10 protein-coding genes and 1 pseudogene are annotated in these 13,845 nt (G+C 48.2%); 8 read left to right on the plus strand and 3 right to left on the minus strand.

The window, feature by feature from the left end; all coding sequences use genetic code 11:
- Nucleotides 1-648 precede the first annotated feature (648 nt).
- On the minus strand, nucleotides 649-1,779 hold the full coding sequence (locus BLT02_RS12200; protein WP_092995851.1) for a DUF2961 domain-containing protein: 1,131 nt from the start codon (nucleotides 1,777-1,779) through the stop codon (nucleotides 649-651).
- 389 nt (nucleotides 1,780-2,168) lie between these two features.
- On the opposite strand from BLT02_RS12200, the gene BLT02_RS12205 reads away from it, so the two are divergent.
- The 3 genes and pseudogenes from BLT02_RS12205 to hcp all read left to right on the plus strand — a co-directional run bounded on the left by BLT02_RS12205 (nucleotide 2,169) and on the right by hcp (nucleotide 6,007).
- Nucleotides 2,169-3,572, plus strand: a complete 1,404-nt coding sequence (locus BLT02_RS12205; RefSeq protein WP_242869801.1) for an MFS transporter — start codon at nucleotides 2,169-2,171, stop codon at nucleotides 3,570-3,572.
- A gap of 724 nt (nucleotides 3,573-4,296) precedes the next feature.
- Nucleotides 4,297-4,398 (plus strand): annotated as a pseudogene (locus tag BLT02_RS12210) (iron-sulfur cluster-binding oxidoreductase); the annotation flags it as partial.
- 13 nt (nucleotides 4,399-4,411) lie between these two features.
- Nucleotides 4,412-6,007: a hydroxylamine reductase gene (gene hcp / locus BLT02_RS12215; RefSeq protein ID WP_175453820.1), complete on the plus strand. Its 1,596-nt coding sequence runs from the start codon at nucleotides 4,412-4,414 to the stop codon at nucleotides 6,005-6,007.
- Between the two features lie 590 nt (nucleotides 6,008-6,597).
- On the opposite strand, the gene BLT02_RS17560 is transcribed toward hcp, so the two are convergent.
- On the minus strand, nucleotides 6,598-7,731 hold the full coding sequence (locus BLT02_RS17560; protein ID WP_207649409.1) for a phosphotransferase: 1,134 nt from the start codon (nucleotides 7,729-7,731) through the stop codon (nucleotides 6,598-6,600).
- A gap of 756 nt (nucleotides 7,732-8,487) precedes the next feature.
- On the opposite strand from BLT02_RS17560, the gene BLT02_RS12225 reads away from it, so the two are divergent.
- From BLT02_RS12225 to BLT02_RS12240, 4 genes are all read left to right on the plus strand, one after another.
- On the plus strand, nucleotides 8,488-9,216 hold the full coding sequence (locus tag BLT02_RS12225) for a DUF134 domain-containing protein (RefSeq protein WP_092995857.1): 729 nt from the start codon (nucleotides 8,488-8,490) through the stop codon (nucleotides 9,214-9,216).
- Nucleotides 9,217-9,219: 3 nt separating this feature from the next.
- The gene (locus BLT02_RS12230; protein ID WP_092995860.1) at nucleotides 9,220-9,795 is read left to right on the plus strand and encodes a chromate transporter; all 576 of its coding nucleotides are present in this window, start codon (nucleotides 9,220-9,222) and stop codon (nucleotides 9,793-9,795) included.
- On the plus strand, nucleotides 9,792-10,355 hold the full coding sequence (locus tag BLT02_RS12235) for a chromate transporter (RefSeq protein ID WP_092995863.1): 564 nt from the start codon (nucleotides 9,792-9,794) through the stop codon (nucleotides 10,353-10,355). Before BLT02_RS12230 ends, BLT02_RS12235 begins: the two co-directional genes overlap by 4 nt.
- 436 nt (nucleotides 10,356-10,791) lie before the next feature.
- Complete coding sequence (locus BLT02_RS12240) at nucleotides 10,792-11,343, plus strand: GNAT family N-acetyltransferase (protein WP_242869802.1); 552 nt, start codon at nucleotides 10,792-10,794, stop codon at nucleotides 11,341-11,343.
- Here BLT02_RS12240 and BLT02_RS12245 read toward each other — a convergent pair.
- Nucleotides 11,340-12,068 (minus strand): haloacid dehalogenase-like hydrolase, encoded by a 729-nt coding sequence (locus BLT02_RS12245; RefSeq protein WP_092995866.1) that lies wholly within the window; start codon nucleotides 12,066-12,068, stop codon nucleotides 11,340-11,342. The two genes, BLT02_RS12240 and BLT02_RS12245, sit on opposite strands and share 4 nt — an antisense overlap.
- A 289-nt stretch (nucleotides 12,069-12,357) precedes the next feature.
- Between BLT02_RS12245 and BLT02_RS12250 the strand changes: the two genes are divergently transcribed.
- Nucleotides 12,358-13,755: an MFS transporter gene (locus BLT02_RS12250; RefSeq protein WP_092995869.1), complete on the plus strand. Its 1,398-nt coding sequence runs from the start codon at nucleotides 12,358-12,360 to the stop codon at nucleotides 13,753-13,755.
- Nucleotides 13,756-13,845: the final 90 nt, after the last annotated feature.

Consider the following 13,845-nt stretch of genomic DNA (forward strand, 5'->3'; position numbering starts at 1 on the left):
TTATACTTCCAGTCAAAGGGCCGCTCTGATTTCCTCTTAAAAACCAATCAGAAATCAGAGCGGCCGCACATTTTGGGCTTTCTGTCAACCCCCCTAAGGGGAAAATTTTTCGGATTTTTACGATTTTTTTGAAACTGCCGTGGATGGAAAAAGACGGGCATGCGGTGCCGCCGACATTTGAGCAAGGGTGGGACCGCAGCGTAGAGAAAACTGCCGGATTTGGTGGGTGGGCGAAAATGGAGGCGGCATAAGTACGCAGGACGAATAGCAAACTCGTGAATGAAGCCAGAAAATTTGGGGTGGCCCCCCTACGGGAAACCACCCCTATAAACTAACTGATTGACATTGGGTATGTCAATTGACAAAATACATAAATTCGCTGCTTAAATTTGTGCACTATGTAAAGAAAGTGTGCCAAAAATCTTATTTTGACCCCAAGGTGCGATGCTGCCTTTTTCTGCTTTACTAGGTTTGCTCAGGATCCGGGCTCTGCGGTTTCTCCGCTTCACCTGCGGGAGCCAGGGTGATGGAATCTTTCTTCACATCGGCTTTATGCCCCACTGCTTTGGCATTTGCTCTCTTTTTACATGAACACCCTGATTGCAGCAACTGTACCGCAATAACCTTTACTGTTCTTTGCGCATTTCATCACGGACGATCCAGATAGTAATACGCCACGGAATACAGATCGTCATTCGTGTAAAATTCTATAAGATCGGAGGGTTTTCCGCCACCCTCAGCGATGAACCTGCGTATATCGTCAAGCGACTGATCGCAATCGATCGCTTTTAGTCGGCTTTCATCCACACTATACCATTCCACAAATTCAGTGACAGGAGCACCTTGACAGGATCGATAAGTCACGCTGCAGGATTCCTGGAAATAGAGAGGATCGCGGCGGTGATAACAATAGACTGCATGTTCTCCTCCGCCCTCCTGAAAATACTCTGAGAACAGCAGTCCGCTATCCTGATGTTGATATACGCGATCATAATCCCATGAAGAACCACAATAATCATCCAGAGTAGCGGTAAGCATGTTAGGCTGGTCAGAATCGATGCTGAAATCAAAACGTCCATGCTGCCATTCCAGGCCGTTTTCCGCTTTTACCCGGAACCCGAGATGCGTACCCATATACCGGCCTCGCCCCTTCACTACAGGAAGCACCGTATAGACCTGGCCAGGTTCGTCGGTAATCAACTGGTTGTAATAAGCATGCAAATAGCCGGCATCTTCAGGCAGTTTCTCATCCATGGTACAGCGTACCTCGTGAAACATGGAAACGGGCAGATCAAAGTGGTTAATCACATCAATGCGAGCTTCCTTTCTGAACGGCATGGGCATATACGTCTGCAGACTGCGCCCTGACGGATCAGAGAAATAGTAGTTTTCAAAAGGCTGATCTCGTCCCATGATATGACCGAAGAAATCACCCACCGGTGCGCTGATCGCAGGCTGATCTGCCCCATCCCAGAAACATTCGATCCAGACCTGGCTATTGCGCTCCCGTGCTCGCGGATAGAGCGCTTTGCCGACATAATTCATGCTCATCCACAGTTTACGAATGACGCCGCAGCCCTGAATATCAACAATCGTGACGCGTTCACCTGGACGGATAACAAAGGGCGTCCCATCGTTGGTGGTTCTTGGGTTATCCCAGAGCGTCTGCTCACTCTGGCCAGGCAGAGAGTACTCTTCTGCACCTTCTGCGATACAAACTGAAAATGAAAACGTGGTAATTATGAAAAGAATGAAACAGATAGTAATACGCTTCTTCATAAAATATCATTTCCCCCTATTCTGTAATTAACTACTGGACAGTTTACATAGACAGATTGGTGGACCATCGTCGACATGACCGACCCTGGCGACGATCCTATGCGGACCGACTTTTTAGATTTATATTAGCGCAATGTTCCAGCCCAATGCAATAAAGAAGCTGGAGATATAAGAAAAATAGTTACAGTACAGACCGGCTCGAAACTAGAGGCGTTTTTCGCGGTTTTTTCGCGAAAAACCCGAGTTCAACGGCGCGAACACACTCGCAGAGTGTGTTGTGCACAGCGAAGCATATAACAAAGCTTGCTTTACTTGTTGTTTATCCGTACTATAATGTAAACGCTGTCCGTAAAATGAATAAAAATTTCAATCAAAGAGAGGGGCTTGCGGTGGCAACAAGACGTTTAACAAAAAAAGAAATGCGGATCTTTGCTATAGGCCAGCTTGGCTGGTCCACTCTGGGAGGCATCATCAATACCTGGCTGGTCACCTTCTATCTGCCGACCGCAGAATCTGTGAAGGCGGGTGCTGTCTTTTATATACCTACGGGGCTTGTTGTCTACGGACTTCTGACTGTTCTTGGACTGATCACCTTCATATGCAGGATTTTTGATGCGATTACAGATCCTCTGATCGCAACTCTTTCCGACCGCAGTAACAATCCCGCAGGGAGAAGGATCCCCTTTATGAAAATAGCAGCTGTGCCCTTGGCAATCGTCACTGTACTGGTTTTCTGCGCGCCGGTCGAGCGGATCAGCGGGATTAACATCGCCTGGATCTTGGTCTCTCTCATCATTTTCTATCTTTTTATGACAATGTACTGTACGCCTTATAATGCGCTGATTTCCGAATTCGGAAAGACGCAGGATGACAGAATGTACATTTCGACGGCAATCTCGTTTACCTTTTTTATCGGCACGCTTTTGGCATACCTGCCTTTTGTTCTGGCAGGTCCTCTGCAGGCGCATATCAGTTACGCCTGGAGTTACAGGATCTGGTTCATCGTGCTGGCCATCATCGCCGTGATCTGCATGCTGACACCTGTTTTTCGCTTGAAGGAAAGGGATTTTGTGGATTCCAAAGCCAGCGAATCAGACGTCATGAAAAGCCTGGGAGCGACATTCAAAAACAAAGAATTCCTGAAATTTGCCGCCTCGGATATCTCCTACTGGATCGGTCTGACCCTTTTCCAGACAGGTCTTCCTTTTTTTGTAAAAGTCTCCATGAAACTCGACGAATCGTTTACAATGATCTTCCTTGCCGGAATGACCATTCTGTCCGTCTGTTTCTACCCTGTTGTATCAAAACTTGTTGGAAAATTCGGTAAGAAAAAACTGGTGATAACAGGTTTTCTGGGGCTTGCGCTGGCTTATGTCATCACCGCCCTGATCGGAATACTGCCTCTGCCGGGAGTGGTATTCGGCATTCTGATCGTGGTCATCGCAGCCTTCCCGATGGCCCTCCTGGGCATCATTCCCCAGTCTATCGTTGCGGATGTAGCCGAGGAAGACGGCGTCAGGACTGGAGAAAAACGGGAGGGAATGTTCTTTGCCGCCAGAACTTTTTCCATGAAAGCCGGTCAGTCCCTGGCTATGCTTGCCTTCACTTCCCTGGCGGTGCTCGGTACCACCCAGGATATCACCAGCAATGACCTGATGGCTTCTCCCACAGGCCTCAGGATCGTTTCCATCGTGGCAGTGGCTTTCTGCCTTTTGGGCGCTGCCATTCTGGGAACATACGATGAAAAGAAAGTCATGGGAGTGATCGAATCCGGGAAAGCCGAAAGAAATTAGAGACTTATCTCTCCCTTATCACACAATGGATCCGGCACAGGCAATCGAGAGGATTCTGGAAGCCAGAGGGAAGGAGTCGGATCAGGGAAACGATATTATGCGGCAATATCAGATTTTCAGGGAAATACCCAATGGTGTTATCAATTAATGGCTTGCAAAAATGCACACATGTCGAGGTCGTAGTTTTGATGACAGGAAATACATAAAACATGGGGACGGTCCTTTTGTATCTGTCCCCGTGTTTCATTTTTGACATTTGAAACAAAGGGACAGAAACGAAAGGACCGTCCCTGCGTTTCTTGGCGGTTATTGTGTTTATGGCGACAAGGCAGCCTTATGCCGGTATCGTTTGTTTTGCTTTCCTGGTTATAAAGGGTTTCCTGATCGCCAAAACGAAATAACAATATGGAGCAGAAATCAGGCTGCAGGGCTTTGATGATAATGAATCAGCCAGGACCAGACACCGGCTTTTGCCGGCAATAAGGTCCTGGCTTTTTTATGGTTTTTGAAAAATGCTGTTTCTTTCTTAAAAGTTCCTTTTTGTTGTAAATACAACAGATATGTTTGATTTATCATTCTATAATCAAGCCACAATAAGCCACGGAATAAAAGAAATCCAGGGAGGAACAAGACCATGATCCGCATAATCATGCAGACTACAGACAAAACAAAGCGTAAGGCGGCAATGACGAAGCATCTGACTGCCGGTGCAGACCATCCTGCCGGCGGACTGCAGAGGGCTGCTGAAAACGCTCTTAAGGCAAGCGGCAAATTCATTCCCTGGCAGGTCGTAACGATCTCCACGGACGGACGTATTTTGGATTAAAGAGGAGGCAGTTATGGAAAGAAAAATGTTTTGTTTTCAGTGTGAGCAGACAGCAGGATGCAAAGGATGTACCGGTGCCGCCGGTGTCTGCGGCAAGAAGGCAGATGTTGCAGACCTTCAGGACAAGCTGACAGGTGCTTTGATCGGTCTTGCCCGTACGACAGACGGCAGTACTCAGCCGACCGAAAATACCTATAAGCTGCTGATCAAAGGACTGTTTACGACCATTACTAACGTAAACTTCAATGAGACCACGATTCAGGCTCTGATCGATGAGGTACATGCAGAAAAACAGAATCTCGTTTCTGATTGCTCAACCTGTGCGTCTCCCTGCGGCAGAAACAATGATTATGATATGGCTGATCTCTGGAATGCAGACGAAGATATCCGCAGCCTGAAATCTCTGATCCTGTTCGGAATCCGCGGTATGGCGGCTTATGCATATCATGCCGGGGTGCTTGGATATTCCGACGAGCGGGTCAACGAGTTCATTGCCAGGGCTCTCTTTGCCATTGGTGAGGATCGGGATATGACTGAACTGCTTCCTATCGTCCTGGAGGTCGGTAAAGTGAACTTCTTATGTATGGAGATGCTGGATAAGGCGAATACCGGGACTTATGGCAATCCTGTACCGGTCACTGTACCTTTGATGGTCGAAAAGGGTCCCTTTATAGTGATTACCGGCCATGATCTCTATGATCTGAAGCAGCTGCTTGAACAGACGAAGGACAAGGGAATCAACATTTATACCCACGGTGAGATGCTTCCTGCGCACGCTTATCCCGAACTTCGTAAGTATCCTCATCTCAAGGGCAACTTCGGGACTGCCTGGCAGAACCAGCAGAAGGAGTTTGCGAATCTTCCGGCTCCGATTCTGTTTACAACCAACTGCCTGATGCCTCCGAAAGACAGCTACAAAGATCGTGTGTTTACCACAGAGGTGGTTTCCTATCCTGAGATCGTACATATCGGAGAGAATAAAGATTTCACTCCCGTTATCGAGAAAGCTCTTGAACTGGGCGGCTTTGCCGAAAATACGCAGTTCACCGGTATCAACGGCGGCACGACTGTCACCACCGGTTTCAGCCACAGCGCTGTTCTCGGTGTTGCGGATACAGTCATCGATGCTGTCAAGAGCGGTGCAATCCGTCACTTCTTCCTGGTCGGCGGCTGCGATGGCGCCAGGCCCGGAAGAAATTATTACACCGAGTTCGTGAAGCAGGCTCCCGCAGATACTGTCATTCTGACTCTGGCATGCGGAAAGTATCGCTTCAACGACCTGGACATCGGTATGATCGGCGGACTGCCTCGTATCATGGATATGGGGCAGTGCAACGACGCTTACAGCGCGATCCGCGTTGCGGTTGCTCTTGCAGATGCATTTGGCTGCGGTGTGAATGAACTTCCGCTTTCAATGATCCTTTCCTGGTACGAACAGAAAGCGGTATGTATCCTGCTTACCCTTCTCTATCTTGGAATCAAGGACATCCGGCTCGGTCCTTCGCTCCCGGCGTTTATCTCTCCGAATGTGCTGAGCTGCCTTGTTGAAAACTACAACATTGCCCCGATCAGCACTCCGGAAGAGGATTTGAAATCAATTCTGAGCTGAGTTCGCAAAGCTAAGGGGCTGTTGCATCCACTTTTTGAAGCAGAAACGACAGCCCCTATAACTGAACAACGCTTCTATATTCCGGTGCACTGATAGAGTTCTGTGATGATCTGTCCAAAGGAATACCTGAATCCGTGAAGTTCATGATTTTTGATAACCAACTTGCCTATTGCAAGCTGTTCTTATTGGTGTTCAGCGTGATCCGGCGATTCCAATACGCTTCGCTGTGCGCAACACACTCTGCGAGTGTGTTCGCGCCGTTGCACTCGGGTTTTTCGCGAAAAAGCCGCGAAAAACGCCTCGAGTTTCGAGCCGGTCTGTACTGTAACATAAAAACTGTAACTATGGGCTTTTACGAGCCTTTGAAAAAATCAACTTCACGGATTCAGGGAATAGTGTTTATCCCGTGCTTTACAGAAAAGTTCGTAGTCATGATGCCGCCGTTCTTTATTGCGCCGAATACGATACTATCCGTTGAAAAATCTCTGAAAATCCGACGACTGCGGATCGCCTTGCATAATTTCCTCATAGCGATCAAGGCCAGGGCCACGTGCGGGCTGATTTTGCGGCACTTTGTCTGCATTAATCATTTACATGGATTGGAACAGTGCGCGGATGGCCTGCTCATTGGGAATGACGACGGGACGGAGCAAATTGTTCATGATCACATCCGCCAGACGCATCGCGTTCTCACTGCCGCTTCCCGGTGTCAGTGAAACGTTGAACGCAAACAGGAGTCCGAGCTTTTTATAATAAGTCTCCAGCTCTGCGCGGTCCGTGATGCCGGTATATTTCTCAAGGAACATATTTCCCGCCCGCATAATTAATTCCGCGGGCATACCGACACTGCGCTCAATGGAGCCTGTCTGTGACTGCGGTGCGGAGATCATATCGCGGTAAATCGCAACAAGATCACAGACGGACGGTCCCATCGTGACTTCAGGCATGTCAATGAGCACCAGCTCTCCGTCCTGAATCATAATGTTGCCGGGATGCAGATCATTGTGAGTCACGGTATCACTGTCAGGGATGGAATCGATAATCCTGTGCAGCAGCGCCATCTCCTCTTCAGAGCACCATTTGTTCAGATTATCCGCTTTGGTGTGCATGACATCCTGGATGCGCGAGAAGCTGCCTGCCGGAACATGGGTTGAGTGCAGCGTCTTTGCAAGCTCCACATACTGATCTACATATGCCTCCAGCTTGTCAGGATTATCCCGCATGGCGTGGCCCAGTGTATCGGACCGGAGCAGTTCGAACACCACGCCCAGGCAGTCGCCCACCTTTACCGTATCATAGGGAATGACAGAGGGAATACCGTTAACAAAAGCAGTCTTTGCGAAACTGCGTTCCCTGTCGATCACATTCCACTGCATCCAGGGCTTATAAACCTTGACGATCTTATCCTCATCCAGCCGATAGACCGCACCGTTTCCGCCCTCCCCCAGCTTCTCACAGCCTTCCACGGAAATCTCCCGCAGACGCTTTTTCACATCCATAAGCTCTGTAAAGCCTGTCACCTCGAAGATCTCAAAGATCTCCAGCGACACATTCAGGACCGGCAATGCCTTCCCGGCTTTCTTCCGCAGTTTCATCAGCACACGCAGTCCGGCAGATGAGATGTATTCCAGCCTATCCGCATCCAGGGTGACCGTCGCACCGGGACTGGCATTCACAGCCGCAAAGATCTCATCCTTCCACAGCCGGAGCATTGTTTGAATCAATACGCCCCTCAAGGCAGAGCGTCAGGCTGCCGTTTTCAATCATTGTTTTCATCATTCTATCCCTTTCCTCAGTTCTTTGATGGAACCATGCCTGTCTGTTTCTTTGTTTCTTTTCTCAGGTACTGATCTTTGCTTTCTTGTGGATTCCCTTTTTGACCAGTCTTTGCTTTCTTGTGGATTCCCTTTTTGACCAGCCATGTCTTAAATGCATTAAGAGATTATACGGAAACCGTGACCACAGCAATTGCTGCCGTACCGGTAAAGGCCTTATCTCCAACCTTCTTTGCCGTCAGCTTCGTGCAGCCGCCGAAAGCGTTCTTTCCGATCGCTTTGTTTCTTCAGCGTAAGCCCTGCCCGGAAATAAGATTCCAGGAACCAACGCTGCAAGAGCGATTATAACAAATAAAGATCCGGGGGTGAATTTTTTTTTCACACCTTTTTCCAGTGCCTCCTAACTTTCTGCCGGATGTAATTGATGTGGCAAGCGATCGGAAAAAAGTCAGTACCCTTCTGGAGTATGTGGCATTAGCTTCAAAGACAGCTGAAGAACAACAGGTTTATTTTACTGGTCCCCTTGGTCTTTTGGAAAACCAAGGAGTACAGCAGGCTGAAAGTAATCTGGAGGTGAAGGATATTTCTTTATCATTCAAAAGGAAACCATCGGGCAAGAGCCCGGCTGTGTTTATGCTGCCAATTATTGACATATGTCAGAAACTACGTATAATAGTATTTGACATATGTCGGAAAGGAGGGATCATGCCAAGACCCATCAGATGCCGGAGAATAGAGCGGCTGCCGGTCTATCGCAGCTTCTCGCCCAACGATATAACAGCCGCCGAGAGTGTGCAAATGACGGTGGATGAGTTTGAAGCCTTACGCCTTCTTGATGACGAAGGACTCACGCAGGAAGCCTGTGCGGCCAGAATGAACATTGCCCGGACCACGGTCACATCGATCTACGACAGCGCACGGAAAAAGGTCGCGGATGCCCTGGTTCATGGGAAAAGGCTGTTGATCACAGGCGGCCGCTGTGAATTCGCGCCGGTCGAAATTAAACAGCACATAATGGAGAAAGGAAGCAGTACCATGAGAATCGCAGTTACTTACGAAAACGGGGAGATCTTCCAGCATTTTGGGCATTCAGAACGGTTCAAACTGTATGATGTTGAGGACGGTAAGATCACAGGAGAACAGGTTGTAGATACAAACGGCAGCGGACATGGTGCACTGGCCGGTTTCCTGCAGGCGGCAAAGGCGGACGCGCTGATCTGCGGAGGCATTGGCATGGGAGCGCAGATGGCACTGGCAGATGCCGGGATTAAACTCTACGCCGGTGTCCGGGGCTCAGCGGATGCGGCGGCAAAGTCTCTCGCATCAGGAACATTGGAGTACGATCCGGATGCCCATTGCGATCACCACGGGCATCATCACGATGGCGATTGCGGACACGATCACTGCGCAGATCACCACTGCCGCGGAAATTAACGTATGAATATTGTGCTTGATCTTTTTCTGACGTTCGCCAAAATCGGGCTTTTTACTTTTGGCGGAGGATATGCCATGATCTCCCTGATAGAGGATTCCTGTGTGGAAAAGAAGCAGTGGATCACTCACGATGAGATGATGAACGTCACGGTGATCGCAGAATCCACACCGGGTCCGATCGCTATCAATTGTGCCACCTTTGTCGGTTATAAACAGAAAGGTCTGACCGGAGCTGTCGCAGCGACAATCGGCATGGTACTTCCCTCATTTTGCATCATATTCCTGGTTTCCATGTTTCTGGACAACTTTCTGGAGATTGCGTGGATCGCTCATGCTTTCATGGGGATCAGGATCGCAGTAGGCATATTGATTCTTGACGCTGCGCTCAAGATGATCAAAAAGATGCAGAAAAAGCCGATGCCGCTCACCATCATGATCTGCGCTTTTGTTTCTATGCTGGCGATCGACGTCTTTGCCCTGCGGGTATCCTCTATCACCCTGATGCTGATTGCGGCAGTCATCAGTCTCTCTATATTCCTGATCAGGCAGAATGCCGGAAAGGCAGGTGCAGCTAAATGATATGCTTCGATTTGCTTATCGGCTTTTTGAAGGTTGGCCTGTTCGCTTTTGGCGGAGCATACGGCGCAATCCCTCTGATCAGAGACGTGGTGCTCTCATATGGCTGGATTGAGGATGAAATGCTTACATACATGATCGCGGTCAGTGAGAGTACACCGGGACCCATTATGGTTAATCTGGCAACGTATGTCGGCAGTTCACAGGCAGGCTTCCGGGGTGCTCTTATTGCCACAACTGCAGTGGTGCTTCCCTCTTTTATTATTATCCTGCTCATCATGGTCCTGTTGAAAAAACTGCTGAAGAACCCCTATGTGCAAGCTGTTCTGCGAGGATTGAAACCGTGCATCATAGGTATCATTCTGGCAACAGGTGTCTTTATGATTTTGCAGCATAGCGTAGGAAGTCCTGGGGCACTTTCGTTCGATACGACTGCAATTATAATGACGATCGTTCTTGGAACTGTATACTTCGGTTCGAGAAAAGTTCTGAAGAATGGTATTTCACCGATTGGATTGATTGGAATATCGGCTTTAGCAGGATTAATCGTATACGGATTATAGATTTGTATGCAGGGAAGGGGACGGCTTGAGTTACTGTACACGCCCCCTCGAGGGGCGGAATCATTGCTTCGCAATGCAGTAACTTGCGTTCGCCCATGCTGAATTCGCTTCGCGAATGGGGCGAACGCAGTTCCACTCGGGTTTTTCGCGAAAAATCCGCGAAAAACGCCTCGAATTTCGAGGGGGTCTGTACGGTAACCGGCTTGAACCCGATTTGAACCCGAAGCCTTGTGGAGTCTTGAATCAGAGTCTGAAAGAGGATATAATATGCTCGTAATTTAATATAGGTCATCGGAGGACAGTACGCCGCAGCGTAGGGGATCGTAAAGCGAAAGCTTTGCAGGCCGCCTGTCGGATAAGATGTCGAGTGAGCTCGGAACAATTGGCTTAAAAAGCCTTTTGCTGCCGGGCTTTTTTGTTGAAGGAGATTGAAAAATTGAAAGAAATTACTCTTACTCTACTCACAGGGAATGATAGGGAACAATTCATTCTTGATAATCAGTGCGCATTCAAATACGGGGCAATGGAAGAATTTGGAGAAAGAGACAGTCACTTTGAGGAAGACGGTGAGATCATTTCCCGAAAGACCATTGAAAACAGCATCGACCAGGGTGTTGCCTACCGGATTCGTGAGGATGGGAGGATTGTCGGGGGTCTTGTGCTGCAAATCAATGAAAAGACACACCACAATCATCTGGATCTTTTGTTTGTCAGCCCGAATGCCCACAGTAAAGGCATTGGCACGGCTGCATGGAAGTGTGTCGAATCGCTTTATCCTGAGACAAAAGCGTGGGAAACATGTACTCCCTATTTTGAGAAAAGGAACATCCATTTCTATGTTAATAAATGCGGATTTCACATCGTGGAGTTTTTCAACAGCCTCCATCCTGATCCCCGGGATCCGGAAACAGGAAATGCGGCAGATTTTGAAAACGGCGGGGAGATGTTCCGGTTTGAAAAGGTCGTGAACTTGAAGACACGAATTTAGTTTGATGATCGATGGTCCTGGCGACCTTTCTGTAAACGTAGATCAGGCAGAGCAGTACGACCACAAACTGAATCAGATAGACAATCGTTGTGTCGACATTTCCTGTTGCTTTTCTGTTTTCCGTGAAGTTTTCTCTGAAGGCTTCTTTTTTTGAACGGTTTGATCTGTTTTATGGAAACGCCTTTTTTTACGAGATAAACCCGGTCGGAAATCTCCATCAAAGCCCGGTCATTGTAGGAGTCCGTGTAAAAGACATCTATGGGAGTATCACCGTAGAGTTCTTTGTAGCGCCTGACTTTATTGTCTTTAAAGTTCAAGTAGGTGAATCTGCCGCTGTTGAGATCCACTTCTGAGCTGATGATGTGATCCGTGTGCAGCCTGTCCCTGATTCCATTGATCAAAACATCCGGCCCGGCAGTGATAATAATGTCCTCCGGGCCGATCAGTTTCAGGATCCTTTCGTTCAGCTTATGTGCGTGGGTCTGCCAGAACCTTTCAATGATCCGCGGCACCTCGTCCTTGTCTTCCATGACCGCCTGGCAGAAATCGTTCAGGATGGTTTCCATCTCTTCTCTTCCGATCATACACAGTTTGTATTTGACCAGATTTGTGAAGATCATGGGAAGATAGAGGATGATCTTTTTGTTGTTCCTGATCATATAAACTGCGAGGTCTATGGAACTTTCGCCGCGGTAAATGGTGTTATCGAAGTCAAAAGCCTTCATTGCCAGTCTCCTCCTGAATTAAAGCCGACAGATGATTCATGTCTTTTTTCAAACGAGGTCTTCGGTAATTATATGCTTTTGCAGTGAAAAAGGGAACTGTACCGGGTAGAGAAAAGGACCTGTAAAGAAACAGCAAAGAGTTTCTTTACAGGTCCTTTTTCAGGGAGGCGGGTTACTATGTGTCCTGGAGATTGATTTTTCGTTTAAAATTGAACATAATTGGACGAAAAGGAAATTCGCTGGATGAAAGCAGATCATTTCACGAAAAAAATGTAGAGGAGAATTTGTCATGATTCAATTGGCAACAAAACATGATGATCCCGAAATGAAATTGAGTTGGGGAGAGCGGATCGGATTCGGAATGGCTTCCTGTGGAAATGGAATGCTCACGGGCGTTCTGGGTTCGTTCATTATGATTTATATGATGAACGTTGCCCTCATTGATGCAGGGATCCTTTCCATTATGTTCGGGCTCTCCAGGTTGATCGACGGATTATCTGATATTGTAATAGGAAACATTGTTGACCACACCCGGTCGAAAATGGGCAAAGCGAGGGTGTGGCTGCTGCGCATGTGTCTTCCGATGGCGGTCAGCCTGGTTCTGGTTTTCTTCGTTCCGAAGAGCTTTCCCTCGACGCTGAAATACATATACATTTTTGTTATTTACAATCTGGCAAATTCGGTTTTTTTGACGTTCATACAGGTACCGTATTTTTCCATGATTTCCCTGATGACCCAAAACAGAGGAGAACGCGGCATACTGGGCAACATCCAGCAGCTTTTCCAGGCGATCGGTACTATTTTGATCAACACCTTCTTTATCCCTCTTCTGTTTTTGTTCAGCGATAGTGCTGACAATCCGAATACACAGGCAGGTTTTACCGGTGCGGTTATCGTAGTCAGTGTCTTTGTGCTTGTTTCGACACTGATTACAGTCTTTACTACCAAAGAACGGGCAGGCGGCGTAGAGATGAAAATCGACAAAGTAAAGCCTTCAGCCGCGATCAAGGCGCTGTTCCAAAACAAGTACTGGGTCATGATGTTTTTTGCGGTTTTTTTTACCTTTCTCATCAAAATCTTTATGTCCGCAAGCGGCACCAATTATGCCCTGTATGTTCTCAATGACTATTCAAAATTCGGCCTGCTTGCAAACGCCTTTGCAGTATCCCAGCTGGGGGTCATGATTCTGACGCCGTTTTTGATGAAGAAGATCGGCAAGAGTTGGGTGTTCATACTCGGAACGGGACTGATGGCCATGGGCTGCATAGCTTTCAATTTCTGTGAGCCCGGCCTGATACCCATCGTTCTGTGCAACATCGTGAAGGGCTGTGGTATGGGCATGTCTTCGGGAATGGCGATGGGCCTTGTGGCCGACTCGATCACCTACGGCAGATTAAAGACAGGTATCGAGGCAGTCGGTATGGGCAACGCCGGATCCTCCGCTGCGCAGAAACTCGGTCTCGGACTCGGCGTCGCCATATTCGGCGGAGCGATAGCATGGGCCGGCCTCGACGGCAGAAAAGCTGCTCAGGGGATTGCCCAGTCGAAAACTGTGATATTGACGATCCGCGCATTCTATAACTGGATACCAATGATTTTGTCTATTATCCTGTTTGTGGCCTTCGTAACTACGTTTCATCTTGAACACGACTTGGAGGAATTGAGCAAGAGTAGACAAGGGGAGTAGACAAGGGGGTAGACAGGGGGACGGTCCTTTTGTTTCCGTCCCCCCTGATTCATGAAAACACAGGGGACAGAAACAAAAGGACCGTCCCCT

It is taken from the genome of Sarcina sp. DSM 11001 (assembly GCF_900101015.1).
Taxonomy (GTDB): Bacteria; Bacillota; Clostridia; order Lachnospirales; family Lachnospiraceae; genus CAG-791.

Coding starts and splice junctions, on each gene's coding strand:
- BLT02_RS12200 (WP_092995851.1), bottom strand. CDS start 1,779: ATGAAGAAGCGTATTACTATCTGTTTCATTCTTTTCATAATTACCACG.
- hcp (WP_175453820.1), top strand. CDS start 4,412: ATGGAAAGAAAAATGTTTTGTTTTCAGTGTGAGCAGACAGCAGGATGC.
- BLT02_RS12225 (WP_092995857.1), top strand. CDS start 8,488: ATGCCAAGACCCATCAGATGCCGGAGAATAGAGCGGCTGCCGGTCTAT.
- BLT02_RS12230 (WP_092995860.1), top strand. CDS start 9,220: ATGAATATTGTGCTTGATCTTTTTCTGACGTTCGCCAAAATCGGGCTT.
- BLT02_RS12235 (WP_092995863.1), top strand. CDS start 9,792: ATGATATGCTTCGATTTGCTTATCGGCTTTTTGAAGGTTGGCCTGTTC.
- BLT02_RS12245 (WP_092995866.1), bottom strand. CDS start 12,068: ATGAAGGCTTTTGACTTCGATAACACCATTTACCGCGGCGAAAGTTCC.
- BLT02_RS12250 (WP_092995869.1), top strand. CDS start 12,358: ATGATTCAATTGGCAACAAAACATGATGATCCCGAAATGAAATTGAGT.